Origin of the sequence: Variovorax terrae, from assembly GCF_022809125.1 — a bacterium.
GTDB classification, from domain to species: domain Bacteria; phylum Pseudomonadota; class Gammaproteobacteria; order Burkholderiales; family Burkholderiaceae_C; genus Variovorax_A; species Variovorax_A terrae.
In genome coordinates this window covers 688,796-714,908 of record NZ_JALGBI010000003.1, presented here as the reverse complement: position 1 = coordinate 714,908, position 26,113 = coordinate 688,796, and the positions used below count along the sequence as shown (strand labels likewise).

At 69.5% G+C, this 26,113-nt stretch carries 25 protein-coding genes; 9 read left to right on the top strand and 16 right to left on the bottom strand.

Annotated elements, in window-relative coordinates; translation table 11 throughout:
- Positions 1-7 precede the first annotated feature (7 nt).
- Positions 8-976, top strand: a complete 969-nt coding sequence (locus MMF98_RS22745) for a D-2-hydroxyacid dehydrogenase (RefSeq protein ID WP_243309618.1) — start codon at positions 8-10, stop codon at positions 974-976.
- 44 nt (positions 977-1,020) lie between these two features.
- A complete protein-coding gene (locus tag MMF98_RS22740; RefSeq protein ID WP_243309617.1) occupies positions 1,021-2,022 on the top strand; it encodes a Bug family tripartite tricarboxylate transporter substrate binding protein in 1,002 nt (333 codons plus the stop codon).
- A 97-nt stretch (positions 2,023-2,119) separates the two neighbouring features.
- Here the strand turns inward: MMF98_RS22740 and MMF98_RS22735 are convergent, their stop codons facing one another.
- The 6 genes from MMF98_RS22735 to argS all read right to left on the bottom strand — a co-directional run bounded on the left by MMF98_RS22735 (position 2,120) and on the right by argS (position 8,329).
- Positions 2,120-3,673, bottom strand: coding sequence for an RNA polymerase factor sigma-54 (locus MMF98_RS22735; RefSeq protein WP_243309616.1), 1,554 nt, complete (start codon positions 3,671-3,673; stop codon positions 2,120-2,122).
- 94 nt (positions 3,674-3,767) lie between these two features.
- On the bottom strand, positions 3,768-4,538 hold the full coding sequence (gene lptB, locus MMF98_RS22730; protein ID WP_243309615.1) for an LPS export ABC transporter ATP-binding protein: 771 nt from the start codon (positions 4,536-4,538) through the stop codon (positions 3,768-3,770).
- A complete protein-coding gene (gene lptA / locus MMF98_RS22725) occupies positions 4,535-5,158 on the bottom strand; it encodes a lipopolysaccharide transport periplasmic protein LptA (RefSeq protein WP_243309614.1) in 624 nt (207 codons plus the stop codon). The genes lptB and lptA overlap by 4 nt, the downstream gene beginning before the upstream one ends.
- A 97-nt stretch (positions 5,159-5,255) precedes the next feature.
- The gene (locus MMF98_RS22720; RefSeq protein WP_243309613.1) at positions 5,256-5,906 is read right to left on the bottom strand and encodes a thiol:disulfide interchange protein DsbA/DsbL; all 651 of its coding nucleotides are present in this window, start codon (positions 5,904-5,906) and stop codon (positions 5,256-5,258) included.
- 84 nt (positions 5,907-5,990) lie between these two features.
- On the bottom strand, positions 5,991-6,635 hold the full coding sequence (locus MMF98_RS22715; protein ID WP_243309612.1) for an SPOR domain-containing protein: 645 nt from the start codon (positions 6,633-6,635) through the stop codon (positions 5,991-5,993).
- 8 nt (positions 6,636-6,643) lie between these two features.
- Entirely contained in the window at positions 6,644-8,329 is a 1,686-nt protein-coding gene (gene argS / locus MMF98_RS22710; protein WP_243309611.1) for an arginine--tRNA ligase, read from the bottom strand.
- A 116-nt stretch (positions 8,330-8,445) separates the two neighbouring features.
- On the opposite strand from argS, the gene MMF98_RS22705 reads away from it, so the two are divergent.
- The 3 genes from MMF98_RS22705 (at position 8,446) to MMF98_RS22695 (ending at position 10,229) form a co-directional block, all read left to right on the top strand.
- Positions 8,446-8,727 carry a PsiF family protein gene (locus tag MMF98_RS22705; RefSeq protein WP_243309610.1) on the top strand — a complete coding sequence of 94 codons (282 nt, stop codon included), beginning with the start codon at positions 8,446-8,448 and terminating at the stop codon, positions 8,725-8,727.
- Positions 8,728-8,838: 111 nt separating this feature from the next.
- Entirely contained in the window at positions 8,839-9,864 is a 1,026-nt protein-coding gene (locus MMF98_RS22700) for a glycosyltransferase family 2 protein (RefSeq protein WP_243309609.1), read from the top strand.
- A complete protein-coding gene (locus MMF98_RS22695; RefSeq protein WP_243309608.1) occupies positions 9,864-10,229 on the top strand; it encodes a GtrA family protein in 366 nt (121 codons plus the stop codon). The genes MMF98_RS22700 and MMF98_RS22695 overlap by 1 nt, the downstream gene beginning before the upstream one ends.
- Here MMF98_RS22695 and MMF98_RS22690 read toward each other — a convergent pair.
- The 8 genes from MMF98_RS22690 to MMF98_RS22655 form a co-directional block, all read right to left on the bottom strand.
- Complete coding sequence (locus MMF98_RS22690) at positions 10,146-11,741, bottom strand: ArnT family glycosyltransferase (protein WP_243309607.1); 1,596 nt, start codon at positions 11,739-11,741, stop codon at positions 10,146-10,148. The genes MMF98_RS22695 and MMF98_RS22690 overlap by 84 nt on opposite strands.
- 94 nt (positions 11,742-11,835) lie before the next feature.
- On the bottom strand, positions 11,836-12,666 hold the full coding sequence (locus MMF98_RS22685) for a ChbG/HpnK family deacetylase (protein ID WP_243309606.1): 831 nt from the start codon (positions 12,664-12,666) through the stop codon (positions 11,836-11,838).
- The gene (locus MMF98_RS22680) at positions 12,663-13,115 is read right to left on the bottom strand and encodes a DUF2214 family protein (protein WP_243309605.1); all 453 of its coding nucleotides are present in this window, start codon (positions 13,113-13,115) and stop codon (positions 12,663-12,665) included. The genes MMF98_RS22685 and MMF98_RS22680 overlap by 4 nt, the downstream gene beginning before the upstream one ends.
- A 3-nt stretch (positions 13,116-13,118) precedes the next feature.
- Complete coding sequence (locus MMF98_RS22675) at positions 13,119-14,099, bottom strand: LysR family transcriptional regulator (protein WP_243309604.1); 981 nt, start codon at positions 14,097-14,099, stop codon at positions 13,119-13,121.
- 69 nt (positions 14,100-14,168) lie between these two features.
- Complete coding sequence (locus tag MMF98_RS22670) at positions 14,169-15,116, bottom strand: hypothetical protein (protein ID WP_243309603.1); 948 nt, start codon at positions 15,114-15,116, stop codon at positions 14,169-14,171.
- Between the two features lie 152 nt (positions 15,117-15,268).
- Positions 15,269-16,255 (bottom strand): Bug family tripartite tricarboxylate transporter substrate binding protein, encoded by a 987-nt coding sequence (locus tag MMF98_RS22665; protein ID WP_243309602.1) that lies wholly within the window; start codon positions 16,253-16,255, stop codon positions 15,269-15,271.
- 5 nt (positions 16,256-16,260) lie between these two features.
- Positions 16,261-17,493, bottom strand: a complete 1,233-nt coding sequence (locus MMF98_RS22660) for a CaiB/BaiF CoA transferase family protein (RefSeq protein WP_243309601.1) — start codon at positions 17,491-17,493, stop codon at positions 16,261-16,263.
- On the bottom strand, positions 17,486-18,427 hold the full coding sequence (locus tag MMF98_RS22655) for a hydroxymethylglutaryl-CoA lyase (RefSeq protein ID WP_243309600.1): 942 nt from the start codon (positions 18,425-18,427) through the stop codon (positions 17,486-17,488). The genes MMF98_RS22660 and MMF98_RS22655 overlap by 8 nt, the downstream gene beginning before the upstream one ends.
- An 89-nt stretch (positions 18,428-18,516) precedes the next feature.
- On the opposite strand from MMF98_RS22655, the gene MMF98_RS22650 reads away from it, so the two are divergent.
- Both MMF98_RS22650 and fabV read left to right on the top strand, forming a co-directional pair.
- Positions 18,517-19,245 (top strand): IclR family transcriptional regulator, encoded by a 729-nt coding sequence (locus MMF98_RS22650; protein ID WP_243309599.1) that lies wholly within the window; start codon positions 18,517-18,519, stop codon positions 19,243-19,245.
- Positions 19,246-19,336: 91 nt separating this feature from the next.
- Positions 19,337-20,533, top strand: coding sequence for an enoyl-ACP reductase FabV (gene fabV, locus MMF98_RS22645; RefSeq protein ID WP_243309598.1), 1,197 nt, complete (start codon positions 19,337-19,339; stop codon positions 20,531-20,533).
- A 36-nt stretch (positions 20,534-20,569) separates the two neighbouring features.
- Here the strand turns inward: fabV and MMF98_RS22640 are convergent, their stop codons facing one another.
- Complete coding sequence (locus tag MMF98_RS22640; protein ID WP_243309597.1) at positions 20,570-21,541, bottom strand: Bug family tripartite tricarboxylate transporter substrate binding protein; 972 nt, start codon at positions 21,539-21,541, stop codon at positions 20,570-20,572.
- Between the two features lie 97 nt (positions 21,542-21,638).
- A complete protein-coding gene (gene hisC, locus MMF98_RS22635; RefSeq protein WP_243309596.1) occupies positions 21,639-22,676 on the bottom strand; it encodes a histidinol-phosphate transaminase in 1,038 nt (345 codons plus the stop codon).
- A gap of 157 nt (positions 22,677-22,833) precedes the next feature.
- Between hisC and MMF98_RS22630 the strand changes: the two genes are divergently transcribed.
- Positions 22,834-23,583 (top strand): haloacid dehalogenase type II, encoded by a 750-nt coding sequence (locus MMF98_RS22630; protein ID WP_243309595.1) that lies wholly within the window; start codon positions 22,834-22,836, stop codon positions 23,581-23,583.
- 36 nt (positions 23,584-23,619) lie between these two features.
- Positions 23,620-25,863: a malate synthase G gene (locus MMF98_RS22625; RefSeq protein ID WP_243309594.1), complete on the top strand. Its 2,244-nt coding sequence runs from the start codon at positions 23,620-23,622 to the stop codon at positions 25,861-25,863.
- Positions 25,864-26,113 lie beyond the last annotated feature (250 nt).

Sequence of the window (26,113 nt, the reverse complement as noted above, 5' to 3'; positions counted from 1 at the left end):
ATTCCTCATGCGCATCCTCTACTGGCCCAAGATCCAGCTCGGCCGGGCCGTGATCGCCGAGCAGCTTGGCGCCGTGCCGGGCGCCGAGCTGACAGTGACCGAGACGCTGCCGCAGCTGCTGGCCGCCCTGCCCGGCGCGGCCGGCGTCGTGCTGGCCGACGCCCCCGAGGCCGAGGCCCGCCAGGTGGTGGAGCAGCTGCGCGCGCCCGGCAACACGGTGCGCTGGCTGCACTTCGTCTCGGCCGGCCGCGAGGGCTTCGAGGCCGCGGGCCTGCCGCCCGGCATCGCGGTCACCTATGCGGCGGGCGCCGCCGCGCCGGCCGTGGCCGAACACGCGATGGCCCTGCTGCTGGCCCTGGGCCGGCGCATCCCCGTCGTGCTGGCGCAGCAGGCCGAACGCCACTGGGACCGCGCGGCACCGGGCTCGCGGGCCTGGGCGCTCGAAGGCAAGACGCTGGTGATCGTGGGCTACGGCCAGATCGGCCAGGAAATCGCCAAGCGCGCGCGGCCGTTCGGCGCCCGCATCGTGGCGCTGTCGCGCTCGGCCCGGCCCGACGCGCTGGTGGACGAAGCGCTGCCGCTGTCGCAACTGCACGAGGCCCTGGGCCGCGCCGACGCGGTGATGCTGTCGATCGCGCTCACGCCCGAGACCCAGCACCTGATCGGCCGCGACGCGCTGGCGCGCCTCAAGCCGGGCACGCTGCTGGTCAACGTGGCGCGCGGCGGCGTGATCGACCAGGTGGCGCTGCGCGAGGCGCTGCACAACGGCCGGCTGGCCGGCGCCGGCCTCGATGTGGTGGACCCCGAGCCGCTGCCCGCCACCGACCCGCTGTGGGACAGCCCCAACCTCATCCTCTCGCCCCACTTCGCCGGCTCCGGCAGCCCCGCCACCGTGGCGCGGCTGGCCGGCGGCGCGGCGGAGAACCTGCGCCGCTTCATCGCCGGCCAGCCCCTGCTGCACCAGGTGGCGGGCTGACGCGCCGGGCCGCCCCTTCCGATCCGATCCAAGGAGACAACTTCATGACCACCCGCCGCCATTTCGTCCGCTCCGTGGCCGCCGCCACGGCGCTGCCCGCCATGCTCGCCCCCTGGGCCGCGCGCGCCCAGAACACCACCCCGCCGATCAAGCAGCTGACCCTGGTCGTTCCGTTCCCGGCCGGCGGCGCCACCGATGCCGTGGCGCGGCTGGTGGCCGAGAACGGCCTGCGCGGCCGCTATGCCGAGAACGTGGTGGTGGAGAACCGCGCGGGCGCCGGCGGACGCGTGGGCGTCGAGTACGTGAAGAACCGCCCGGCCGACGGCAGCACCATGCTCTATACGCCGACCTTCCCGATCTCGATCTTCCCGCACATCTACAAGAAGCTCAGCTATGACGCGATGGCCGACTTCACGCCCGTGGCCCCGACCTCCAAGGGCATGCTGGGCCTGGCGATCGGGCCGGGCGTGCCCGCCAGCGTCACGACGCTGGCCGAGTTCGTGGCCTGGTGCAAGGCGAATCCGGCCCGCTCCAACTTCGGCACGGCCAGCGGCTCGAGCCAGCATTTCGCCGGCGTGATGTTCAGCCGCGCCGCGGGCATCGAGCTGCGCCTGGTGCCCTACAAAGGCGGCGCGCCGGCCGTGGTGGACCTGCTGGGCGGCCACGTCAGCTCCACGGTGAGCCCGCTGCCGGAGATCATTCCACACGCGGCCGACGGCAAGCTCCGCATCCTCGCGGTCACCGGCAGCAAGCGCTCGCGCTTCCTGCCGAACGTGCCGACGATGGTGGAGTCGGGCTACCGCGACGTGGTGTTCCAGGACTGGTCGGGTGTGCTCGCCCCGGCGAAGACGGCGCCCGAGCTGGTGGCGCGCGCCAATGCCGCGATCTCGGGCTATGTGCGCTCGGACAAGGGCATCGAGGCCCTGGCCCAGCTCGGCACCGAGGCCGATGCGCAGGGCGTGGCCGAGTTCGGCGCCGCGGTCAAGTCGAGCTGGGAACGCTACCGCGCGATCGTGCAGTCGACCGGGTTCACCGCGGAAGACTGAGCGGCGCCGCGGCGCGCCCTTCACCTGCTGGAACGTCCTCCCCTCCTCGCTGAGGCGGCGCGCCGGGGTGCGCGACGAGCAGTCGAGCCGGCCGCCGCTACAGCGCCTTGCGCAGGTTGGCGGGCGCGATGCGCAGCGCCTCGCGGTACTTGGCCACCGTGCGGCGCGCGCACTCGATGCCCTGCTCCTTGAGCATCTCGGAAATCTGGTTGTCCGACAGCGGCTTCTTCGTGCTCTCGGAGGCCACGAACTGCTTGATCAGCGCGCGCACCGCGGTGCTGGAGGCGTTGCCGCCAGTCTCGGTGCCCAGGGCCGAGCCGAAGAAGTATTTGAGCTCGAACGTGCCGTAGGGCGTGGCCATGTACTTGGCGGTGGTCACGCGCGAGATGGTGGACTCGTGCAGGCCCAGCTCGTCGGCGATCTCGCGCAGCACCAGCGGGCGCATCGCCAGCTCGCCGTGCACGAAGAAGTTCTTCTGGCGCTCGACGATGGCGTTGGAGACGCGCAGGATGGTGTCGAAGCGCTGCTGGATGTTCTTGATGAACCAGCGCGCCTCCTGCAGCCGCTGCTGCAGCGCCTGGTGGCCCTCGCCCTTGTGCGACTTGAGCGCGTTGGCGTAGATGTCGTGCACCTTCAGGCGTGGCATCACGTCGGGGTTGAGCTGCACGCGAAAGCGCACCTGCGCGCCGCGCCCCGCCTTGACCACGATCACGTCGGGCACGATGATGTTGCGCTCCACGTCGACGAAGCGCCGCCCCGGCTTGGGCTCGAGCCGGGTGATGAGCGGGATCGCGGCCCGCACGTCGGCCTCGCTGTGGCCGCACAGCTGGGCCAGGCGCTTCACATCGCGCCGCGCCAGCAGCTCGATCGGCAGGGCGCACAGCGCCAGGGCGGTATCGCGGTCCGGCACGGTGCGCGGCAGGGCGTTCAGCTGCAGCGTCAGGCACTCGCTAAGCGTGCGTGCGCCCACCCCGGTGGGCTCCAGGTGCTGCAGCAGGTGCAGCGCCACCGTGAAGCGGTGCACCAACTCCTCGCCCTGTTCCAGGTCGTCGCCGGCCAGGCTGACGGCCAGCGCCTCGAGCGAGTCTTCCAGGTAGCCATCGTCGTTGAGCGACTCGATCAGGAAGCTCAGGGCGGCCCGGTCGGTGTCGTCCAGGCGCAGCGCCAGCGCCTGGCGGTGCAGATGGCTTTGCAGCGATTCCTGGCTGCGCGCGAGTTCGGTGGCGTCGACGTCGTCGCCGTCATGGTTGTTGTTCTTGCGCGCGGGCGCGTCGCCGCCCCATTCGCTGTCGTCGGGGGCGATGTCGATGCCGCCATCGCCCTCCCAATCCGGCGCATCCTCGGCCGCCGCCGGGTTTTCTGAATCATTGGGAGCAGAGGTCCCTGTGTCGCCTTGATAGTTTGCTATCGAATCAGGAGCAACCTCGGCCTCGTGGCCGTCGTCCTGCGCCGGCGCATCGGCCTGCGCGAGGCCGAACTCCTCGCGCGGCGCCTCGTCCAGCGTGAGTTCGAGAAAGGGGTTGTCGTCGAGCATCTGCTCGACTTCCTGGCTCAGCTCGAGCGTGGACAGCTGCAGCAGCCGGATCGACTGCTGCAGCTGCGGCGTGAGCGCCAGGTGCTGCGAGACGCGAAGGGAAAGGCCTTGTTTCACGGCAGCTGCGGCCCCGCGGCCAAAGGCAGCGAACGGCCGCTCTCCGAGCAAGTGCGGCGGCCGCGCGCCATGGGCAGACAGCGGGCGGAAGCCATCACATCCTGAAATGCTCGCCGAGGTACACGCGGCGTACGTCGGCGTTGTTGACGATCTCCGAGGGCGTGCCCTGGGCCAGCACGTGGCCGTCGCTGATGATGTAGGCGTGGTCGCAGATGCCCAGGGTCTCGCGCACGTTGTGGTCGGTGATGAGCACGCCGATGCCGCGCGACTTCAGGAAGCCGATGATGCGCTGGATCTCGATCACGGCGATCGGGTCGATGCCGGCGAACGGCTCGTCCAGCAGGATGAAGCGCGGCTGGGTGGCCAGCGCGCGCGCAATCTCCACGCGGCGGCGCTCGCCGCCCGACAGCGCCAGCGCCGGCGAATCGCGCAGGTGCTCCACGCGCAGGTCCTGCAGCAGCGCGGTCAGGCGCCGCTCGATCTCCTCGTGGCGCAACGGCTGGCCGGCTTCGTCGTTCTGCAGTTCCAGCACGGCGCGCACGTTGTCCTCGACACTGAGCTTGCGGAAGATCGAGGCCTCCTGCGGCAGATAGGACAGGCCCAGCCGCGAGCGGCGGTGGATCGGCATGTGGCCGACCGGCTGGCCGTCGATGCTGATGTCGCCGGCGTCGGCGCGCACCAGGCCCACGATCATGTAGAACGAGGTGGTCTTGCCCGCGCCGTTGGGCCCGAGCAGGCCGACGACCTCGCCCTTCTGCACGCCCAGCGAAACATCCTTGACCACCTTGCGGCTGCCATAGGACTTCTGCAGGTGGCGCGCCTCGAGCCGGCTGGTGGCGGCCGCTTCCGCGTTCGCCGCCGTCACCGCTTCTCCCCGCCCAGGTTGGTGCTGGGGCGCAGCGCGGCGGGCGGCGGGGCCGACGGCACGGGCGCCGAAGGGTCGACCTTGGGGGTCAGCATGGCACGGATGCGCCCGTTGCCGCTGGCCGGCGCCCCCTGGGCGCCCTGGGGAGAGCCATCCACGGTGAAGACATCGGTGCTGTTTTCGTAGACGATCAGGCTGCCCGTCATTTCGTCGTTCAGCGTGGTGCCCTTGTAGCGGCGCAGCTCCGCGCGCCGGATCAGCTTGACGTTGTCGGCCTTGCTGTCGTACTCGATCAGTTCGCCCTCGCCCTCGATGTATTCGTCCACACCCTCGCGCTTTTGCCGGTAGAACGCCAGCCTGCCGGGCTCGGCCGTGACGGTGCCGTACTGGTAGCCTTCCGGGTCCTGGCGCACGTCGATGCGCGCGCCGCGGATCACGATGGTGCCCTTGGTCGCCACCACCCGGCCCGTGAAGATGCTGGTCTGGCTGAGATCGTCGTAGCGCAGGGCGTCGGCCTCGACGTTCATGGGCTTGTTGCGATCCGCTTTTTCGGCGCTGGCACCGCCTGCAACCAAGGCACACACGACAAACAGAACAGGAAGGACGTAAGTTTTGTTCATAAAGGCACGAATCTTGCTGCTGATTGTAGCGGCCAGATAGGGCGCGCCCAAGAAAAAGCCCGCTGATGCGGGCCATTTCTCGGGGAAGGTTGGAGCCTCAGGCGCCCTTGCGCGCCTCGCCGATCAGGAAATCGGTGACCTGGAGGGCGCGCTCCATGTTGCCGGCCAGCGAGCCGTCGGTGTAGAAGCGGCCGGCGATGCCCAGGGCGGGCACGCCCTGCACCTTGTAGGCGTCCTGCAGCTGCGTGGCGCGGCGCGCCTTGGTCGTCACCGAGAACGAATTGAAGAGCTCCAGGAACTTGGCCTTGTCCACGCCCTGCTTGGCCACCCAGTTGGCGATCGGCTCCTGGGTGGTGAGCGGCTGGCGCTCCACATGGATGGCGTAGAACACCTTGGCCTGCAGTTCGTCGACCTTGCCCAGGGCTTCGAGCGCGTAGAACAGGCGCTGCTGGGGCACGAAATCGTCGCGGAAGGCCACCGGCACCCGCTTGAACGACACGTCCTTGGGGATGGACTTGACCCAGGCCTCGAGCTTGGGCTCGAAGGCGTTGCAGTGCGGGCAGCTGTACCAGAAGAACTCGATCACCTCCACCTTGCCTTGCGGCGCCTCGACCGGCACGCGCTTGTCCAGCGCGACGTAGTCGGTTCCCTCCGCGGGCTTCTTGCCCTGGGCATGGGCCGCGGGCAGCGCCAGCGTGGAGGCGGCCAGCGCGGAAGCGGCAGCCCAAGAAAATTCACGACGTTTCATTGATTCACACTCCTGTCTGTTTACCAGAGCAACGGCACGCGCCGAAGTTCCCGCCTCGGCCGCCGGATCGATGCAGCCACCCGCTCAACGCTGCACGCGCACCAGCGCCGTCTCCATGCCGCCGCCATCGAGCTTTTCCTTGGTCTTGTCGGCATCTTCCTTCTTGTCGAACGGTCCCACGCGCACCCGGAACACGGTGCGGCCCGACTGCTCGCGCTCGGTCACCTTGGACTCCACGCCGATCAATGACAGCTTGGCGCGCTGGGCTTCGGCATCCTCGGCGGTGCGGTAGGCACCGGCCTGCACGAAATACGTGAACGGATCGGCCCCGCCGCCCGCCGCGGCCGCGCGGGCCTGGGCCAGGTCGCCCAGCGGGTCGGCCGAAGCCGGCTTGCCCTCGGAGCGGCCGGCCGGGACGGCGGCGACCGCCGGCCTGGCCGCGGATGCGGCCGGTGCGACAGGCGCCACTGGTGGCGCCACGCCCACCGCACCCGAGGCCGCCGGCGCGGGCGGACGGACCGGGTTCTTGCCGTACAGCGGCGTGTTCGGGTCCCAGTCCTTGTTCTTCTTGGCCTCGGCCGCATCCTGCTCGGCGCTGCGGGTCTGGCCCTTGTTGACGAACGGCACGGGCACCTTGGTCACATAGACCGCCACGGCCAGCGCCGCGCCCAGGCCGATCACTATTCCGATGACCAGCCCGATGAAAGTACCGCCGCGTTGATGCTTCATGTTGTCACTCACATTTTTGCGGGTGCTGACACGCCCAGCACCGCCAGGCCATTGTGCAACACCTGCGCGGTGGCGGCGACCAGGGCCAGCCGGGCCTGTTTCACGGTTTCGTCGTCCACCAGGATGCGCTCGGCATCGTAGTAGCTGTGGTAGCAGGCCGCGAGGTCGCGCAGGTAGAACGTGACGTCGTGCGGCGCGAAGCCCTGGGCGGCCGCGGCCAGCATGTCGGGGTACTTGGCCAGCTGCAGCATCAGGGCCAGGGCCTGCGGGCTTTGCAGCGGGGACAGGTCGACGCCGCCCAGCCGCGCCGCATCGCCGCCGTCCTTGTCCTTCCAGGCCGACAGCACCGAGCAGATGCGCGCATGGGCGTACTGCACGTAGTAGACCGGGTTGTCGTTGTTCTGGGCCAGCGCGAGGTCGACGTCGAAGGTGTACTCGGTGTCGGGCTTGCGCGACAGCAGGAAGAAGCGCACGGCGTCCTTGCCGGTCCACTCGATCAGGTCGCGCAGCGTCACGTAGCTGCCGGCGCGCTTGCCGATCTTGACCTCCTGGCCGTCGCGCATCACGCGCACCATGGTGTGCAGCACGTAGTCGGGGTAGCCCTCGGGAATGCCCACGTTGGCCGCCTGCAGGCCGGCGCGCACGCGCGCGATGGTGCCGTGGTGGTCGGTGCCCTGGATATTGACCACCTTCTGGAAGCCGCGCTCCCATTTGGCGATGTGGTAGGCCACGTCGGGCACGAAGTAGGTGTAGCTGCCGTCGGACTTGCGCATCACGCGGTCCTTGTCGTCGCCGTAGTCGGTGGAGCGCAGCCACAGCGCGCCGTCCTGCTCGTAGGTTTTGCCGGCCTCCTGCAGCCGCTTCACCGTGGCCTCGACCCGGCCGCTGGTGTACAGGCTGGATTCGAGGTAGTAGTTGTCGAACTTCACCTGGAAGGCGCGCAGGTCCAGGTCCTGCTCGTGGCGCAGGTAGGCCACGGCGAACTGGCGGATCGAGTCGAGGTCGTCCACGTCGCCGCTGGCGGTGTATTCGCGGTCGTCCGACTTCACCGTCTTCTTCGCGAGGAAGTCGTTGGCGATGTCCTGGATGTAGTCGCCGTTGTAGGCGGCCTCGGGCCATTGCGCATCGCCGGGCTTGAAACCCCTGGCACGCAGCTGCGTGCTGTTGGCCAGCGTGGCGATCTGCACGCCGGCGTCGTTGTAGTAGAACTCGCGGTACACATCCCAGCCCTGCGTGGCGTACAGGTTGCAGATCGCATCGCCCAGGGCGGCCTGGCGGCCGTGGCCGACATGCAGCGGCCCGGTCGGGTTGGCCGAGACGAACTCGACCATCATGTGCCGGCCGTTCGCCGGCTGGAAGCCGAACTGCTGCGCCTGCGACAGCACTTCCTTCACGACCTGCTGCTTGGCCTCGGGCCGGAGCTTGAAGTTGATGAAGCCCGGACCGGCGATGTCGATGGACTCGACCCAGCGCTGGAACGGCGCCGCGGCCAGCAGCTCGGCGCGCAGCGCCTCGGCCAGCTGGCGCGGGTTCTGCTTGAGCGGCTTGGCCAATTGCATGGCCGCGGTGGACGCGAAATCGCCATGCGCGGCCACCTTGGGCGACTCGAGAGCCGCCTTGTCCCCGGCGCCGGGGGAAAGCTTTTCCAGCCCAGCGGCCAGGGCCGCGAGCAATTCCTGTTTGACAAAGAGCATCCGCCGATTTTACGGGGGCCGGTCCCGCAGCGGCGTCATCCATCTTGCCGGCTATATCGTTATATGCTGCAATCCCTCGCGGGATTACCTTCCAACCTTCCTTTTCAGGAGACCCCATGAAAAAGCTTCTATCCCTGATCGCCCTGGGCCTGTCCCTGTCGTTCGGCGTGGCCCATGCCGCCGAAGGCGACGGCATGACCAAGCAGCAGTCCAAGATGGCGACCTGCAACAAGGATGCCGGCGACAAGAAAGGCGACGAGCGCAAGGCCTTCATGAAGGAGTGCCTGAGCGCCAAGAAGATGACCCAGCAGGAAAAGATGAAGTCCTGCAATGGCGATGCCAAGGACAAGAAGGGCGACGAGCGCAAGGCCTTCATGAAGGAATGCCTGAGCAAGTAAGACGCCTCGCGTCGGCTTGGAAACCCCGCTGCGGCGGGGTTTTTTCATAGACAAGCACGCCGGCGTACCGCTTCTTACAGCTCGTTGCTCTTTTTTTGGCATGATGCGCGCATGACGATCCGTGCCGACGCGACACCCTCCATCTCCTGCGTGATGCCCGCCTTCAACGAGGCGCGCAACCTGAGCCGGGTGGTGCCCGAGACGCTCGCGGCCCTGGCCGCGCTGTCGCCCCGCGTCGAGCTGATCGTGGTGGACGACGGCAGCCGCGACGACACCGCCCAGGTGGCGCGGGCCCTGAGCCAGTCGCATCCGCAGGTGGTGAGCCTGCAGCTGTCGCGCAATTTCGGCAAGGAAGCGGCCCTCACCGCCGGCATGGAGGCCGCGCAGGGCGACGTGGTGATCCTGATGGACGCGGACGGCCAGCATCCGCTGGCGCTGCTGCCCGACATGCTGCGGACCTGGCGCCAGGGCGCCGACGTGGTCTATGCGGTGCGCAGCACGCGCGACGACCAGTCGCGCCTGCAGGCCGGGCTGACCGGGCTGTTCTACAAGCTGGTCAACTGGGGCAACCGGGTCGAGATTCCCGCCCACGCCGGCGACTTCCGCCTGATGGACCGCAAGGTGGTGGCGGCGCTGAACGCCTTGCCCGAGCGCAACCGTTTCATGAAGGGCCTGTATGCCTGGGTCGGCTTCAACAGCACGGCCATCGACTACGAGCCGCTGCCGCGCGCCGACGGCCAGACCCACTACGGCCTGCGCGGCTCGTTCTCGCTCGCGCTCACCGGCATGGTGGCGTTCTCCACGGCGCCGCTGCGCCTGCTGACGCTGCTGGGCCTGCTGCTGGCCTTTGGTGCACTCGGCTACGGCGCCTGGGTGGTGGGCGAATACTTCATCGCCGGCATCAGCGTGCCCGGCTACGCCACCATCGTCGCCGGCATGATGCTGCTGAGCGGCATCCAGCTGCTGTCGATCGGCGTGCTGGCCGAGTACGTGGGCCGCATCTACGAGGAAGTGAAACGCCGGCCGGCCTACCTCGTGAGCCAGCGCAGCGGCCTCGGGCTGCCGCCGCGCGCGCGCCGGGGCCTCGATGCGGACGACATGGCGCTGCCGTCGCCGCAGGACTCGTCGCTGCTCTGATGAACACCGGTTTCTGGTTCCTTGCCGTGGGGGTGGCCGCCGCGCTCACGCACATGGCGGTCTTCGCGCTGGCCCAGCCCTACCTGTGGCCCGAAGCCGCCAACGCGCTGGGCTTCGGGGTGGCCTTCTTCGTGAGCTTCTCCGGCCACCGGCTGCTGAGCTTTCGCGATGCCGCCACCACGGTGGGGCAGAGCTTCACCCGCTTTGCCGTCACGGCGCTGGCGGGGTTTGCCTGCAACGAGATCGTCTTCGTGCTGCTGCTGCGCGGCCTGCACTGGCCGTCACTGCTGGCGCTGTTCTGCGCCCTGGTGGTCGCAGCCGGGCAGACCTTTGTGCTGAGCCGCTTCTGGGCCTTCCGGCGCTAGGGTGCCGGCGGCCGGCGCACTGCGGTAGAGCACCCAGCGGCTGCCCTGCGCGACCCGCGCGAAACCGTCCACCGCCACGCCCCGGGGCGCCAGCACCCAGTTGCCCGGCTGGCCGCGGGCCGCGGCCAGCGCCTCGGGCGGCTGCAGCACCTGGGCCGCGCCGGCATCGAAATCGGCCCCCTCGAACAGCTCGCGCCGCCAGTTGTCGCCGGCCGAGCGGCGCAGCTCGGGCCAGTCCTGCACCACGATCATCGGGTGCTGCGCCTGGATGTAGAACGGCAGGTCGTAGGGAAACTCGCCGACCGCATAGATCCGGTCGCCGGGCGCGGCGGCGCAGGCCAGCGCCTGGGCCACGTCCAGCGAGCCGGTGCCGCGCGAGTAGCGACCGGCCACGACGTTGGCCGCGACCGCCACGCCGATGGCCAGCGCGCACAGCGCCGCGAACACGGCGCGCGAGGCGCGATGCCCGCCCAGCAGCCGCTCATAGCCCAGCGCCGCCAGCAGCGCCAGCGGCGGTATCACGGGCAGCGCATAGCCGATCAGCTTGGAGTTGGGAATGGAAAAGAAGCCGATGATCGCCGCCAGCCAGATCCAGCAGAGGCTCACCCCGTTCTTGCTTGCTACAGAAACAATAGCATCCGATGACCGCCTGACCTGGACCTTGGCCTGATAAAGCGCAAAAAACACCCAGGGAAACAGCAGCACCAGCAGGCACAGCAGGTAGAACCACCAGGGCCGCGCGTTGTTGAACGTGGTGGCGGTGTAGCGGCCAAACTGCTGGGTGCCGAACAGGTAGGCCAGCATGCCGGGAAAGCGCTGCTCGGCGAGCACGAACCAGGGCACCGCGATCAGCGCAAACAGTGCCAGCCCGCTGAGCCAGGGCAGGTACAGCAGCTTCCGGAACTGGCGCGTCCAGAGCAGCCAGAGGAACAGCGCCAGGCCGGGCAGCACCAGGCCGATCAGCCCCTTGCTGAGCACGCCCAGCGCGCAGGCCACGAAGCCCAGGCGGGCCAGGTTCGCGTGGGGCCGCTCGCCGTGCATGAAAGCGAGCCCGAAACACCAGATGGCGACCCCGATCCAGGCCGCCACCAGCATGTCGTGGTTCACGTACTGCCCGCCGATCAGGAAGGCCAGGCTGGTGCCTAGCATCAGCGCGGCGCGGCGCGCCACGCGCTCGCCGGCGATGCTGCGCCCCGCCAGGTACAGCGCCAGCAGCATCAGGCCGGCATGCAGCGCCGGCACCAGCCGCACGGCCCACACCTGGGCGCCGAACACGGCCAGCGACGCCGCTTCCAGCCAATAGAGGTAAGGCGGCTTGTGGAAGAACGGGATGCCGTTCAGGCGCGGCGCCAGCCAGTCGCCGCTTTGCAGCATCCAGCGGCCGATTTCGCCATAGCGGCCCTCGTCGGGCACAGCCAGCGGCCGCCAGGCGGCCAACACCAGGAGCAGGAGGAACAGCGCCGCCAGCGTCAGCCAGGACAGGCGGCGTTCGGAAGCCGGGGCGCGGGGCACGGAAACGTGGGGGGAAGAAGTGGACGATGACACGGGTGCCAAGTCTAGCGGCTGCCCGGCGGGCGCGATCCGAAGCGTGCGGGCCGGGTGCGGCTCAGGCGCGGGCGCGCACGCCGGCCAGGGCCTCGGCCCCGCGCGCCAGCGCCACGCCATGGCGGGCCAGCGCCTCGGCGAAGCGGGCACCGCCCAGGTAGGCGAACTCGACCGCGCGCGCCGGGCCGATCTCGTCACCCGGCTCGGCCTGCGCCGCCGGGTGGCACATCAGGGCGCTGCCGGCAGGCGCGCGCGCCAGCCAGCCGTCCATCAGCCCGGCATAGCGGGCCTCGTCGCCGCTGAAGTCATAGACACCCCAGAGGCTGGATGTCCCCGTCACACCGTTGTTTTCAGCTATCTTTTTGAGAGCATTCGCCCCGAGCACGGTGATCACCCGCCCTTTCAGGCCGGCCTGGCCCGCGCCCACCCGCGAGATGCGCAGCCAGGGCGGGCGGGCCGCGTAGCGCCGCGCCAGGGCTTGCACCAGCGCCTCGCGGATGCCGGCGAACTGCTGCACATGCTGGTGGCCGTCGATGTGGTCGGGCGGCGCCTGCCAGTGCGCCTCGAAGGCGTCGAGCTGGCGCTCGATCACCGCCTGCGCGGCCGCGCGGTCGAAGCCGCCGGCCGCGGCCCGCAGCATGGCGCGGCCCAGCGGCAGGCCATGGCCGGCGGCCTGCGCGAAATCGCTGGTCCAGTCCAGGTGCAGGCCGACGTCGAGGCGCCCGCGCAGCTCGCGCAGCATCGCCGCGTCCTGTGCCCAGCGCGGCGACAGCACCATGGCGCTGGTGGCGCTCAGGCGGCCCTGCCGCGCCAGCTCGGCGATGCCGCGCGAGGCCGGCTCGTGCAGCGCGAAATCGTCGGCGCACAGGATGAGGGGCTTGCGCTGCGTCACTTGCCGTAGCCGCGCGCCATGAACACCGCGGCCAGCGGGATCAGCGGCAGCAGGTGCGCCTGGATCATGACGAACTTGCGCGCGAGCCGGATCTGCGCCTCGTCGGGCAGGCCGCCGCCGGCGCGCAGCTCGCGCCGCCAGCGGGCGAACATGAGCGTGGGCTTGATCGACAGCAGGCCGATCACGACGAACAGCGTGATCTTGAAGTGCAGCAGCGGGTTGGTCCAGTACCAGGCCAGGCCCTTGGCGCCCCACCAGGTGCGCGCCAGCCCGGTCAGCAGCATGGCCACGGCGGCCAGGCCGTAGATCATGTCGACCCGGCCCAGGCGCTCGACCACGGCGGCGTTGAGCCACTGCGCGCGGCACAGCGCGGCCTCGCTCGCGAGGAACACCACCATGGTGAGCAGGGCGATCAGATGGGCATAGGCCAGCAGGGCTTCGAGCGTCATGGGCTACCTTTCGGAGGACGGCGACAGCGCGGTTTTCCAGAACTCGGGCTGGCCGTAATTGTGCTTGAGGAAGTCGATCCACAGCCGCACGCGCAGCGGCAGGTGCTTGCGCTGCGGGAACACCGCGTAGATGCCGTTGGGCGGCGCGGCGAACTCCTCCAGCAGCGGCACCAGCCGGCCGGCGGCGATCTCGGCCTCCACCTCCCAGGTGCTGCGCCAGGCGATGCCGTAGCCGGCCTGGCACCAGTCGTGCAGCACCTGGCCATCGGAGCAGTCGAGCGGGCCGCCGGGCTTGAGGTAGATCAGCTCGTCGCGCGCCGCGTCCGCGGGGGCGCCTTCCTGCGGCTGCCCCGGGGCGTTGCGCGGCACGCGAAACGCCCAGCCGCGCGTCTGCGAGGCATCGCTCGACAGCGTCAGGCAGTCGAAGCGGGCCAGCTCGTTCGGGTGCTGCGGCGTGCCGTGGCGCTGCAGGTAGGCCGGCGTGGCCACGCACAGGCGACGGTTGTCGGCCAGCCGCACGCTGACCAGCGAGGAGTCGGGCAGGTCGCCCACGCGCACCGCGCAGTCGAAGCCCTCGCCCGCCAGGTCGACCACCCGGTCGGACAGGTTGAGCGAGATCGTCACCTCGGCATGCAGTTCGCGAAAGCGCGGCACCAGCGGCGCCACGTGGCGCCGGCCGAAGCCGGCGGGCGCCGTGATGCGCAGGTGCCCGCTGGCCTTGACGCCGCCGGCGGACACGCTGGCCTCGGCATTGGCGATGTCGGCCAGCAGGCGCTGGCAGTCCTCCAGAAAGGCACTGCCCTCGTGCGTCAGCGTGATGCGCCGCGTGGTGCGCACCAGCAGCTTGACGCCCAGCCGCTCCTCCAGCGCATCGAGCCGCCGGCCCATGATGGCCGGCGCCACGCCCTCGGCATTGGCCGCCGCCGTCAGGCTGCCCTTGGTGGCGACGGAAACAAAGGATTCAAGCTGCTTGAGTTTGTCCATCCGCAGAGATTAGGCGGATAAAAGTCAAAAATCAAGCCGCTCGTTCCTTTTATTCCATCGAAACCAGGATCACTGCAGCGAGGCCCAGGTGGCGGTGTAGCTGGCCGTGGCCGTGCTGCTGCCGCTCGGGTAGAACGAGACGCTGAACTGCGTGCTGGAACTGGCCGGCGTGATGTCGGCCCGCGCGCCCGCGCTGTCGCTCACGCGCATCAGGCCGCCAATGGGGCTGCTGCTGCCCAGCGTCAGGGCCGTCGGCGTGCTCAGCGTGTAGTTGGCGTTGTTCACCGTGATGGAGCCGCCGGCGTTGACGGTCAGCGTGTTGGGCACCGTGGCACGGCTGAGCACCGCGGCGTAGTTGTAGACGGCCGTGCGGCCGCCGCGGGTGACCGAGTAGTTCTGGTAGGTCTGGGTCTGCTGGCTGCCCGAGAACTTCATGTTGACATTGCCGCTCAGCGACATGCTGCCCGCGATGAGGCCGTTCGAGTTGGTATTGAGTTCGCCGCCCACGATCGTGCTGCCGCTCATGACCAAGGGGCTGACGACGCTGATGTTCAGCGTGCCGTTGAGGCCCGGCTGCCCGGAGGCTTCCACGCAATTGGTGAAGAGCAGGCTGATGCTGTCGCCAGCGCTGAGATAGTTGGGATTTGCAACGGTGGCCGTGGCTCGTACCGACCCACCATAGGCGCAGCCCTGCGTCGACGAGCCCGTCGCCTGAGGCTGGTCGCGTATCACGCCCGGCTGGGCATAGCGCTCCACCAGCCGCCGCAGCAGGCTGCCGGCATCCTCCGCCGGTGCGGCGACCGGCGCGGCGTCCGGCACCGAGGCCAGGGAAATTGCGGACGACAGCGCCCCGCTGCTCGACACCGCGGCCGCTCCGGCCGTGCTCACTTCCTGGTAGTTCGCCGTGGCCAGCACGCCCGGCGTCGGTGCCGAACCGCCTCCCCCTCCACCACCCCCGCCGCCGCACGCAGCCAGCAGCGCAGCGACCGCCACGGCCGTTGTTGTTGTCTTCACCATGTTTGGGTTCCCTCTCGAATTTATAGGTATCCGCACCATTGCAGACCCTGGATTTATAGCAGGCTCGGAAGAGCCTCCGGCCGCCGCAGAGGGAACCCCGCAGGACTGCGGCCAAGCCGGGCCACGCGCCCGGGATAAAAGGAAGAAAGCGCTCAGTCGAGCTGCACGCCCGCCTTGCGGATCGCCTCGCCCCAGCGGGCGTGCTCGGCCTTGAGGAACTGGGCAAAACGCTCGGGCGAGCCGCCCAGCGGGACGCTGCCTTCGGACAGCAGGCGGCTCAGGGTGTCGGGCTGGCCCAGCGCGCGGTCGACGGCGGCGTTGAGTTTCTTCACGACCTCGGGCGGCGTGCCGGCCGGCGCCACCAGCGCCTTCCAGTCGCTGGCCTCGAAGCCCTTGTAGCCGCTCTCGTCCACCGTGGGCACATCGGGCAGCACGGGCACGCGCTTGATGGAGGTGACGGCCAGGGCGCGCAGCTTGCCGCCCTTGATCAGCGGGATGGCGGTCTGCGGCGTGGCGAAATAGAAGTCCACCTGGCCGCCCATCAGGTCGGTGGCGGCCGGGCCGGCGCCCTTGTAGGGCACGTGCAGGAACTTGATGCCGGCGCGCTGGCCGAACAGTTCGCCCGAGAGATGGCCCACCGTGCCGTTGCCGGCCGAGGCCATGCTCAGGGTGCCGGGCCTGGCCTTGGCGGTGACCACCAGATCGGACAGGCTCTTGTACGGCGCATCGGCCCGCACCACCAGCACCACGGGCTGGCCCGCCACCAGCGCCACCGGCACGAAGTCCTTGAGCGCGTCATAGGGCATCTTGCGGTACAGCGTGGGGTTGATCGCCAGGTTGGCGGTCTGGCCCATGCCGAGGGTGTAGCCATCGGCGCGGCTCTTGGCCACGGCATCCAGGCCGATGTTGCCGCCGGCGCCGGGGCGGTTGTCGATCACGATCACCCACTGGGTGGCCGTGGCGATCTTCTCCGCCACCAGGCGCGACACCACGTCGGTGCCGCCGGCCGGCGGGAAGGGAACGATCAGCTTGACGGGCTGGTTCGGCCAGGAAGCCTGGGCCAGGGCCAGCGAGGCGGTGCCGGCCAGCAGGGCCGCGGCGCCGGCGGCCAGGAGGGTACGTTTGCGCAGGGATTTCATCGGGGTCAGTCTCCGGTGGTGATGGATTGGGCACACAGCGCCTCGATGTCCGAGGCGCCGTAGCCGAGAGAGGCCAGCAGCTCGCGGGTGTGCTGGCCCAGGCGCGGCGGGTGGCTGCGCACGCCGGGACGATGCCCGTCCAGCATGAGCGGCAGCAGCACGGTCTGCGTTTCACGGCCGTCGGGCAGGGTCATGGGCGCCAGGCCGCCCGTGGCCTGCAGGTGCGGGTCGTCGAAAAGATCCTGCGGCCGCGTGATGGGCGCGTAGGGCAAGGCGTGGCGCTCGAACAGCTGCGACAGCTCGGCCGCGCTGCGCGGCGCCAGGCGTTCGCGCAGGATCGGCATCAGCCAGCTCCGCGCGCGCACCCGGTCGTTGTTGCTGGCCAGGCGCGCATCGGCCTTGAGATCGCCAAAGCCCAGCGCCTCGCAGAAGATCGCCCACTGCGTGTCGCTGACGGCGGCCAGGAAAATCTGCTCGCCGTCCTTCACCTGGAACACGTCGTAGATGCCCCAGGCCGAGATGCGGCTGGGCATGGGCGCGGCGGGCTGGCCCGTCACGGCGTACTGCATCATGTGCTGGCCGACCAGAAACACGTTGTTCTCGAACAATGCGCTCTGCACCTCCTGGCCGCGGCCGGTGTGCGCGCGCTGCATCAGCGCGGCCATCACGCCGATGGCGCCGAACATGCCGCCCATGATGTCGTTCACGCTGGCGCCGGCGCGCAGCGGCCGGCCCTCGGGGCCGGTCATGTAGGCCAGGCCGCCCATCATCTGCACGACTTCGTCCAGCGCCGTGCGGTGGTCGTAGGGGCCGGGCAGGAAGCCCTTGTGGCTCACATAGATCAGGCGCTCGTTGAGCCGCGACAGGGCCGCGTGGTCGAGCCCGAGCTTCTTCATGGTGCCGGGCTTGAAGTTCTCGCTGACCACGTCGGCGGTGGCGACCAGCTTGAGCGCCACTTCGCGGCCTTCGGGTTTCTGCAGGTCCACCGCGATGCTCTTCTTGTTGCGGTTGAACAGCGGAAAGAAGCCCGCGCCCGAGCCCAGCAGCCGGCGCGTGTTGTCGCCGGCGATCGGCTCGACCTTGATGACCTCGGCGCCCAGATCGGCCAGCACCATGCCGCAGGTGGGCCCCATCACCATGTGGGTGAATTCGACCACCCGCACGCCGGCCAGCGGCAGGCGCGCCTCGCCGTCCGGGGCCGCATCGGATGCCGCCGGACCGGATACCTGTTCAACCATGAAGAACTCCTTGTGAAAATCCGCGGGACAGGCCGGCTTCGGGCGTCATGCCATAAAGGGGTTCGCCGGGCAGGCCGGCCTGAAGCGGCGCGCGCGCGGCGATGAGACGCTCAAGGTCGATGCCGGTCTTCACGCCCATGGCCTCGAACATGAAGACCAGGTCTTCGGTGACGACGTTGCCCGAGGCGCCGGGCGCATAGGGGCAGCCGCCCAGGCCGCCCAGCGAGGCGTCGAAGGTGCGCACGCCCACGTCGTGGGCGGCCAGGCAGTTGGCCAGCCCCAGGCCGCGCGTGTTGTGCATGTGGGCCGCGCCAGCCCTGTCGCCGATCTCGGCGAACAGGCGCCGGAACAGGCGACGCACTTGCGCAGGATGGGCATAGCCCACGGTGTCGGACAGGCCCGATTCGTCGGCGCCGGCCTCGATGCACTGCGCGGCCAGCCGGATCACGTCGTCCTCGGCCACTTCGCCCTGCAGCGTGCAGCCGAAGGCGGTGGAGATGCCGGCCTCCAGCTTCACCGCCGGGTTGAGCGCGCGGCGCAGCTCGGCGATGGCCCGCACCTCCTCGACCATCTCCTCGCGCGTCTTGCGCACATTGGCCAGCGAATGCGCCGCGCTGGCCGACACCGGCACGGTGAGCTTGTGCACGCCGGCCGCGAGCGCCGCCTCGGCGCCCCGGCGGTTGGGCACCAGCGCCATCACCGTGAGACCGGGCAGCGTGAGTGCGTGCCGCACCACCTCGGCCGCATCGGCCATCTGCGGCAGCAGGCGCGCCGGCACGAAGGAAGCCACCTCGATCTCGCGCACGCCGGCGGCATGCAGCGCGTCGATCCAGCGCAGCTTGTCGGCTGTGGGCATGGTGCGCGCCACGCTTTGCAGGCCGTCGCGCGGACCGACCTCGCTGATCAGTACATCCATGTCGGGTTGAATTTGCATATTCTGTAAGATAGAACCATATTCTTTCTCATAAAATAATTGACCATCGCCCTCCGGCTGTCAAGCCGGGAGCATGAGGAGTTCCATGTATGCCGCGCAAAGCCCAGACTGAATCGGTGGCCGACGCCCACGCCGCGCCCGGCGGGGCGGCCTCGGTGGACCGTGCGCTGTCGCTGCTTGGCGCCTTCCGCAGCACGGACACGGCCCTCACGCTGGCCGAGCTGGCCCAGCGCACCCAGCTCTACAAGAGCACGGTGCTGCGCCTGCTGGCCTCTTTGATCCATGCCCGGCTGGTGCAGCAGCTCGACGATGGCCGCTATGGGCTGGGCAGCGAGATCGCGCGCCTGCACGGCATCTACGCCGCCTCGTTCTCGCTGGACCGGGTGGTCATGCCCGTGCTGCGGCACCTGGTGGCCGCCACCGGCGAAAGCGCGGCCTACCATGTGCGCCAGGGCGAGGCCCGGCTGTGCCTGTACCGCGTGGACTCGCCGCACCCGATCCGCGACCACATCAAGGCCGGCGACATCCTGCCCGCCAACCGCGGCACCGGCGCGCGCGTGCTGGCCGCCTTCGATGCACCGGCGGCCAAGGCCGCCAGCGCCCGCGACCGCAAGCTCTATGCGCAGATCCGCGAACAGGGCTACTACACCGCCATCGGCGATCGCCTGGCCGAGGTGGCCGGCGTCTCGGCCCCGGTGTTCCACGCGGACGGCCAGATCGCCGCGGCCGTCACGCTGACCATGCCCACGCATCGGTATGACGAGCGCTATGCGAAGCAGGTGCTCATGGCCGCGCGAGCACTGAGCGGCAAGGTGTGACTGTGGACCGGGCTGTTCCGGCCTGCCTACAATGTGCGACGTTTCCTGCGCCTCCTCACTGCAGGCCCGGCCTTCCACCAGCGAACCTTCCATGATCATCCAACCGCGAGTGCGCGGCTTCATCTGCGTCACGACTCATCCCGTGGGCTGCGAAGCCAATGTCAGGCAACAGATCGACTACGTGGCGGCCCAGGGCCGCATCGCCGGCGGGCCCAGGAAGGTCCTGGTGATCGGCGCATCGACCGGCTACGGCCTGGCCGCGAGGATCACGGCGGCCTTTGGCTGCGGCGCCAGCACGCTCGGCGTCTTCCTCGAACGCCGCGGCAACAGCAGCAAGCCCGGCTCGCCGGGCTGGTACAACACGGCCGCGTTCCACCGGTCCGCTGCCGCCGAAGGCCTCTATGCGAAGAGCATCAATGGCGATGGCTTTTCCGACGCGGTCAAGCAAAAGACCATCGACGTGATCCGGCAGGATCTGGGCCAGGTCGACCTGGTCGTCTACAGCCTGGCTGCGCCGAGACGCACCCACCCGAAGACCGGCGGGGTCTTCACCTCGACGCTCAAGCCCATCGGCCAGGCGGTCCACCTGCGCGGCCTCGACACCGACAGCGAGGTCGTCAAGGAGACGGTTTTGCAGCCGGCGACGCAGGACGAGATCGACAGCACGGTGGCCGTGATGGGCGGCGAAGACTGGCGGATGTGGATCGACGCGCTGCAGGCCGCCGGCGTGCTGGCCGACGGCGCCAGGACCACCGCCTTCACCTACCTGGGCGAACAGATCACCCGCGACATCTACTGGAACGGCTCCATCGGCGCGGCCAAGAAGGACCTGGACCGCACCGTCCTCGGCCTGCGCGCGGGCCTGGCCGCCCACGGCGGCGATGCGCGCGTCTCGGTGCTGAAGGCCGTCGTCACCCAGGCGAGCTCCGCCATCCCCATGATGCCGCTGTACCTCTCGCTGCTGTTCAAGGTCATGAAGGAACAAGGCACCCACGAGGGCTGCATCGAGCAGGTCTACGGGCTCTACCGCGATAGCCTGTATGGCGCATCGCCGCTGATGGACGCCGAGGGCCGCCTGCGCGCGGACGGCAAGGAGTTGGACCCGGACGTGCAGGTCCGCGTGCAGCAGCTCTGGAACCAGGTCACCAACGACAACCTCGACCAACTCACCGATTTCGCCGGCTACAAGGCGGAGTTCCTACGGCTCTTCGGATTCGGGATCGGCGGGGTGGACTATGAGGCCGACGTGAACCCCGACGTGCCGATGCCCGGCCTTGTCGAAGCCTAGGGGCTCGCCGCCCCTGCAACATCGCCGCCCGCCCGGCTACTCCGCCTTGAACCCCGACGCCTTGATCGGCTCTTCCCAGCGCTTGTAGTGCGCGGCCTGGATCGCCGCCAGCTGCTCCGACGTGGCATAGGCCGGCACCAGGCCGAAGCCGTAGATTTTTTCCTGCACGTCGGGCTGGCGCAGCGCGTCAGCCACGGCGCGGCTGAGGCGGCTCGCCAGTTCGGGCGCCATGCCGGCCGGGCCGTAGAGGCCGAAGAAGGCATCGGCCTGCACGTTGTAGCCGAGCTCGCGCAGCGTGGGCACGTCGGGCAGCGACTTGCTGCGCGCCTCGCCGGTGACGGCGATGATGCGCACCTTGCCGGCCTTGTGCTGCTCGATGGTTTCGGAGGCGGTGTCCACCATCAGCGGCACCTGGCCACCCATCAGGTCCTGCGCGGCCGGCGCGCCGCCCTTGTAGGCCACGTGGGTCATCGGCACGCCCGCGGCCTGGCCGATGAGCTGGCCCGCGAAGTGCGGCACCGTGCCCGCGCCCGAGGTGGCGTAGTTGGCCTTGCCCGGGTTGGCCTTCATCCAGGCGAACAGGCCCTTCACGTCGGTGCCCGCGGGCGCGCCCGGCCCCACCGTCAACGCGAAGTCGAAGGTGCTGGCCTGCGCGATGGGCGTGAAATCCCTGGCCGGGTCGTAGCCCAGGTTCTTGAACAGCCAGGGCTGGATCACCAGCGCGCCGCTGGGCGAGAACACCAGCACCTGGCCGTCGGGCGCCGCGCGCTTGAGCTCGCCCAGCACCACGCGCCCGCCGGCGCCGGGCTTGTTGTCCACGATCACGTTCTGGCCGAGCGAGACGCGCATCTTGTCGGCCACCACGCGCGCCACCACGTCGGCCGAGCCGCCGGGCGGAAAGCCCACCAGGATCTTGATGGGCGGCTTGTCCTGCGCCCGCAGCGCGGGGGCGGCCAGCGTGAGGGCCGCGAGGGCGGTGGCGGCCAGGGCCAGTTGACGACGTTTCATGGTGCCGTGTCTCCTTCGATGAGGTTGTGGTTGTCATGGGGCCGGCCCGCGCGGCCCGGTGAGGCGGTGCGGGCCGGCCCGGGTGGGGAAACGATGCTCATCCGGCGGCGGCCAGCGCCTGCCCCAGCGCGTCCAGCAGCTGGCTGTTGTGCTCGGGCAGGCCCACGCTCACGCGCAGCCACTGCGGCAGGCCGTAGGGGTCGACCCGCGACACCTCGATGCCGCGCGCCAGCAGCGCCGCGTGCACGGCGGGCGCGTCGCCCACGCGCACCAGCACGAAGTTGCCGTGCGACGGCACGCAGTGCAGCCCCAGGCTGCGAAAGCCGGCCTCGAGCTGGCTGCGGCCCGCGGTGTTGACGTCGTAGCTGCGCGCCAGCCAGTCCGCGTCGGCCAGCGCCGCCCGGGCCGCGGCCTGCGCCGGCGTGCTCACGTTGAAGCGCGGGCGCCGCGCATTGAGCCGCGCCGTGAGCGCCGGCTGGGCCGCGCCGTAGCCGATGCGCAGGCCGGCCAGCCCGTAGGCCTTGGAGAAGGTGCGCGCGACGATCAGGTGGGGAAAGCGCCGCACCCAGGCCATGCTGTCGTAGCGCTGGGCCGGGGCCAGGTACTCGGTGTAAGCCTCGTCCAGCAGCACCGCCACGCCGGCCGGCACCGCCTCGATGAAGGCCAGCAGGTCCGCCGGTGCCAGCAAGGTGCCGGTCGGGTTGTTGGGGTTGGCGATGAAGACCAGGCGCGTGGCGCCGTCGATGGCCGCCCGCATGGCGCCCAGGTCGTGGCCGAAGTCGCGCGCGGGCACCACCACCGCCTGCGCGCGGGCGTGGGCGGCGGCCTGGCCGTAGACGATGAAGCCGTACTCGGAATAGACGATCTTCTGGCCCGGCTCGACGCAGACCTGGGCCGCCAGCTCCAGGATTTCGCTGGAGCCGCTGCCCAGCGTCAGCCAGTCGGCGCCGAGGCCCAGGCGCTCGGCCAGCGCCTGCTTGAGGGCCGTGCCGTTGGCATCGGGGTAGCAGCCGGCATCGCCCAGGCAGGCCGCGACGGCGCGGCGCGCGGATTCGGGCATGCCCAGCGGGTTTTCATTGGAGGCAAGAAGCAGCATGGAGGCGGCAGCCCCCTGGGAAGCAGGGGGTGAAATCATTTAACACATTAAATATATCGCCCCCTCTTGCGCACGGCATCCGGGCCAACCCTTTCATGAAAGCCGGCGCTGCCCGTTCAATTAGCCTCAATCAAGTCAAAGATAATTGGAAAAATTGATACTTAATCAGTGTCAAAGTATCAAATAAAGTAAGGCCATGGACAAACCACGCGCAGCCTCCCAAGGCAGGTCAGCCGCGCCCCCTGCGGGTGCGCCGCGCGCCGTGCTGTTCGATGCCTATGGCACGCTGTTCGACGTGTACAGCGTGGGCCTGCTGGCAGAGCAGCTCTTTCCCGGCCACGGCACGGCGCTGAGCGTGCTGTGGCGCGACAAGCAGATCGACTACACGCGGCTGGTCACCACCAGCAACGACGGCGCGCACTACCGGCCGTTCTGGGAGCTGACCCGCTCGGCGCTCGTGTACGCTATTAAAAAGATAGCGCCAGACACCCAGTACGCCTGGACCTCCGGCGGATTCGAGGCCAAAACCGAGCAGCTGATGAACCAGTACCGGCATTTGAGCGCCTTCCCGGAGAACCGCGAGGTGCTGCAGCAGCTCAAGGCCCGCGGCCTCACGACCGGCATCCTGTCCAACGGCGACCCGGCCATGCTCGGCGTGGCCGTGCGCTCGGCCGGGCTCGAGGGCCTGCTCGACCATGTGCTGAGCGTGGACGCGGTGCGCCGCTACAAGACCCATCCCGACGCCTACGCGCTCGGGCCGCAGGCCACCGGGCTGGAGCCGCGGCAGATCGTGTTCGTGAGCTGCAACGGCTGGGACGCGCTGGCCGCCACCTGGTACGGCTACCAGACGCTGTGGGTCAACCGCTACCGCCTGCCGTTCGAAGAGCTCGGCACCCCACCCACCCGCACCGGCAGCAGCCTGCGCGACGTGCTTTCATTTTTCTGATTTCCATCGCATCGACTCATCAAGGAGAACCCTCTCATGACCGCCCGCACCGCCATCCACCGACTCCAGGTCGCGTCCAACCTCCACCGCTTCATCGAGGACCAGGTGCTGCCCGGCACCGGCGTCGAGAGCGCCGCGTTCTGGAAAGGCTTCGACGCCATCGTGGCCGACCTCGCACCCAAGAACATCGCCCTGCTGGCCGAGCGCGACCGCCTGCAGGCCGAGCTGGACGCCTGGCACAAAGCCCACCCCGGCCCGATCCAGGGCGCCCGCGGCATGAAGGCCTACCGCGCCTTCCTGGAGAAGATCGGCTACCTCGTGCCGCCGCCGGCCAAGGCCCGCGCCACCACCAGGAACGTGGATGCCGAGCTGGCCGCCCAGGCCGGCCCGCAGCTGGTGGTGCCGATCCTGAACGCGCGCTACGCGCTCAACGCCGCCAATGCGCGCTGGGGCTCGCTCTATGACGCGCTGTACGGCACCGACGCCATCGCCGAGACCGGCGGCGCCGAAAAAGGCAAGGGCTACAACCCGGTGCGCGGCGCCAAGGTGATCGAATACGCACGCCACGTGCTGGACCGCACCGCGCCGCTGAAGAAAGGCTCGCACGTCGATTCCACCGGCTATGCGGTGAAGAACGGCCAACTGGTCGTGACGCTGAAGAACGGCGCCACCACCCCACTGGCCAAGGCCGCCCAGTTCATCGGCTACCAGGGCGAGGCCGCCGCGCCGTCGTCGGTGCTGCTGCAGCACAACGGCCTGCACCTGGACCTGCAGATCAACCGCGCCACCCCGATCGGCGCCTCCGATGCGGCCGGCGTGAGCGACCTCGTGATCGAGTCCGCACTCTCCACCATCCTCGACCTGGAAGACTCGGTGGCCGTGGTGGACGCCGACGACAAGGTGCTGGCCTACGGCAACTGGCTGGGCATCCTCAAGGGCACGCTGACCGAGCAGGTCACCAAGGGCGGCAAGACCTTCACCCGCGGCCTCAACCCAGACCGTGCCTACACCGCGCCCAATGGCAGCGGCAGCGTCACATTGCACGGCCGCTCGCTGATGTTCGTGCGCAACGTGGGCCACCTGATGACCAACCCGGCCATCCTCTACACCGCCGCCGACGGCAGCTCCCGCGAGATCCCCGAGGGCATCATGGATGCGGTGGTCACCACCGCCATCGCGCTGCACGACCTGCAAAAGGGCCACGGCCAACAGATGGGAAGCTCCGCCGATGGCGTCGCGGGCATCCGCAACTCGCGCAAGGGCTCGGTCTACATTGTCAAGCCCAAGATGCACGGCCCGGCCGAGGTGGCGTTCGCCGCCGAGCTGTTCGGCCGCGTCGAGAAGCTGCTGGGCCTGGCCGACAGCACCGTCAAGCTCGGCATCATGGACGAGGAGCGCCGCACCAGCGTCAACCTCAAGGCCTGCATCGCCGCCGCCGCCAGCCGCGTGGCCTTCATCAACACCGGCTTCCTGGACCGCACCGGCGACGAGATGCACACCGCCATGCAGGCCGGCGCCATGCTGCGCAAGGGCGACATGAAGACCACGCCCTGGATCACCGCCTACGAGAAGAGCAACGTGCTGGTGGGCCTGTCGTGCGGGCTGCGCGGCAAGGCCCAGATCGGCAAGGGCATGTGGGCCATGCCCGACCTGATGGCCGACATGCTCAAGCAGAAGATCGCGCACCCCAAGGCCGGAGCCAACACCGCCTGGGTGCCCTCGCCCACGGCCGCCACGCTGCACGCCCTGCACTACCACCAGGTGGACGTGTTCGCGGTGCAGAAGACGCTGGAGAAGACCGACGCCGACGCCCAGCGCGACGCCATCCTGGCCGACCTGCTGCAGATCCCGGTGGTCAAGCAGGACAAGTGGACGCCCGAGCAGAAGCAGCAGGAGCTGGACAACAACGCCCAGGGCATCCTGGGCTACGTGGTGCGCTGGATCGACCAGGGCGTGGGCTGCTCCAAGGTGCCCGACATCCACAACGTGGGCTTGATGGAAGACCGCGCCACGCTGCGCATCAGCAGCCAGCACATCGCCAACTGGCTGCACCACGGCGTGGTGACCAAGGCCCAGGTGAACGCCACCTTCAAGCGCATGGCCAAGGTGGTGGACAAGCAGAACGCCGGCGACCCGCTGTACCAGCCCATGACGGGCAACTACAGCGGCGCCGCCTACCAGGCCGCCACCGACCTGGTGTTCAAGGGCCTGGTGCAGCCCAGCGGCTACACCGAGCCGCTGCTGCACGCCTGGCGGCTGAAGGTCAAGGCCCAGGCCTGAGCGGCTGGCAGGCTGAGCGCGGCGCCGCGGATACACCTCGATACATTGAGCAGGGCGCCCATGGGCGCCCTGTCCGTTCCGGTCGGGGTTTCGCCCACAGCTCCCCTGCGCCGCGCGCCGCGTCAGGGCCTTCGCACCACCCCGCCCAAGTCGTAACAAAGTATTGCTTCCCTGGGCCCGGCAGCGTGGCGCCATTGCACAGAGTGCCCCGCGCAGGCGCTTTTGTGGCACAAACGCCATCCACCCCTTT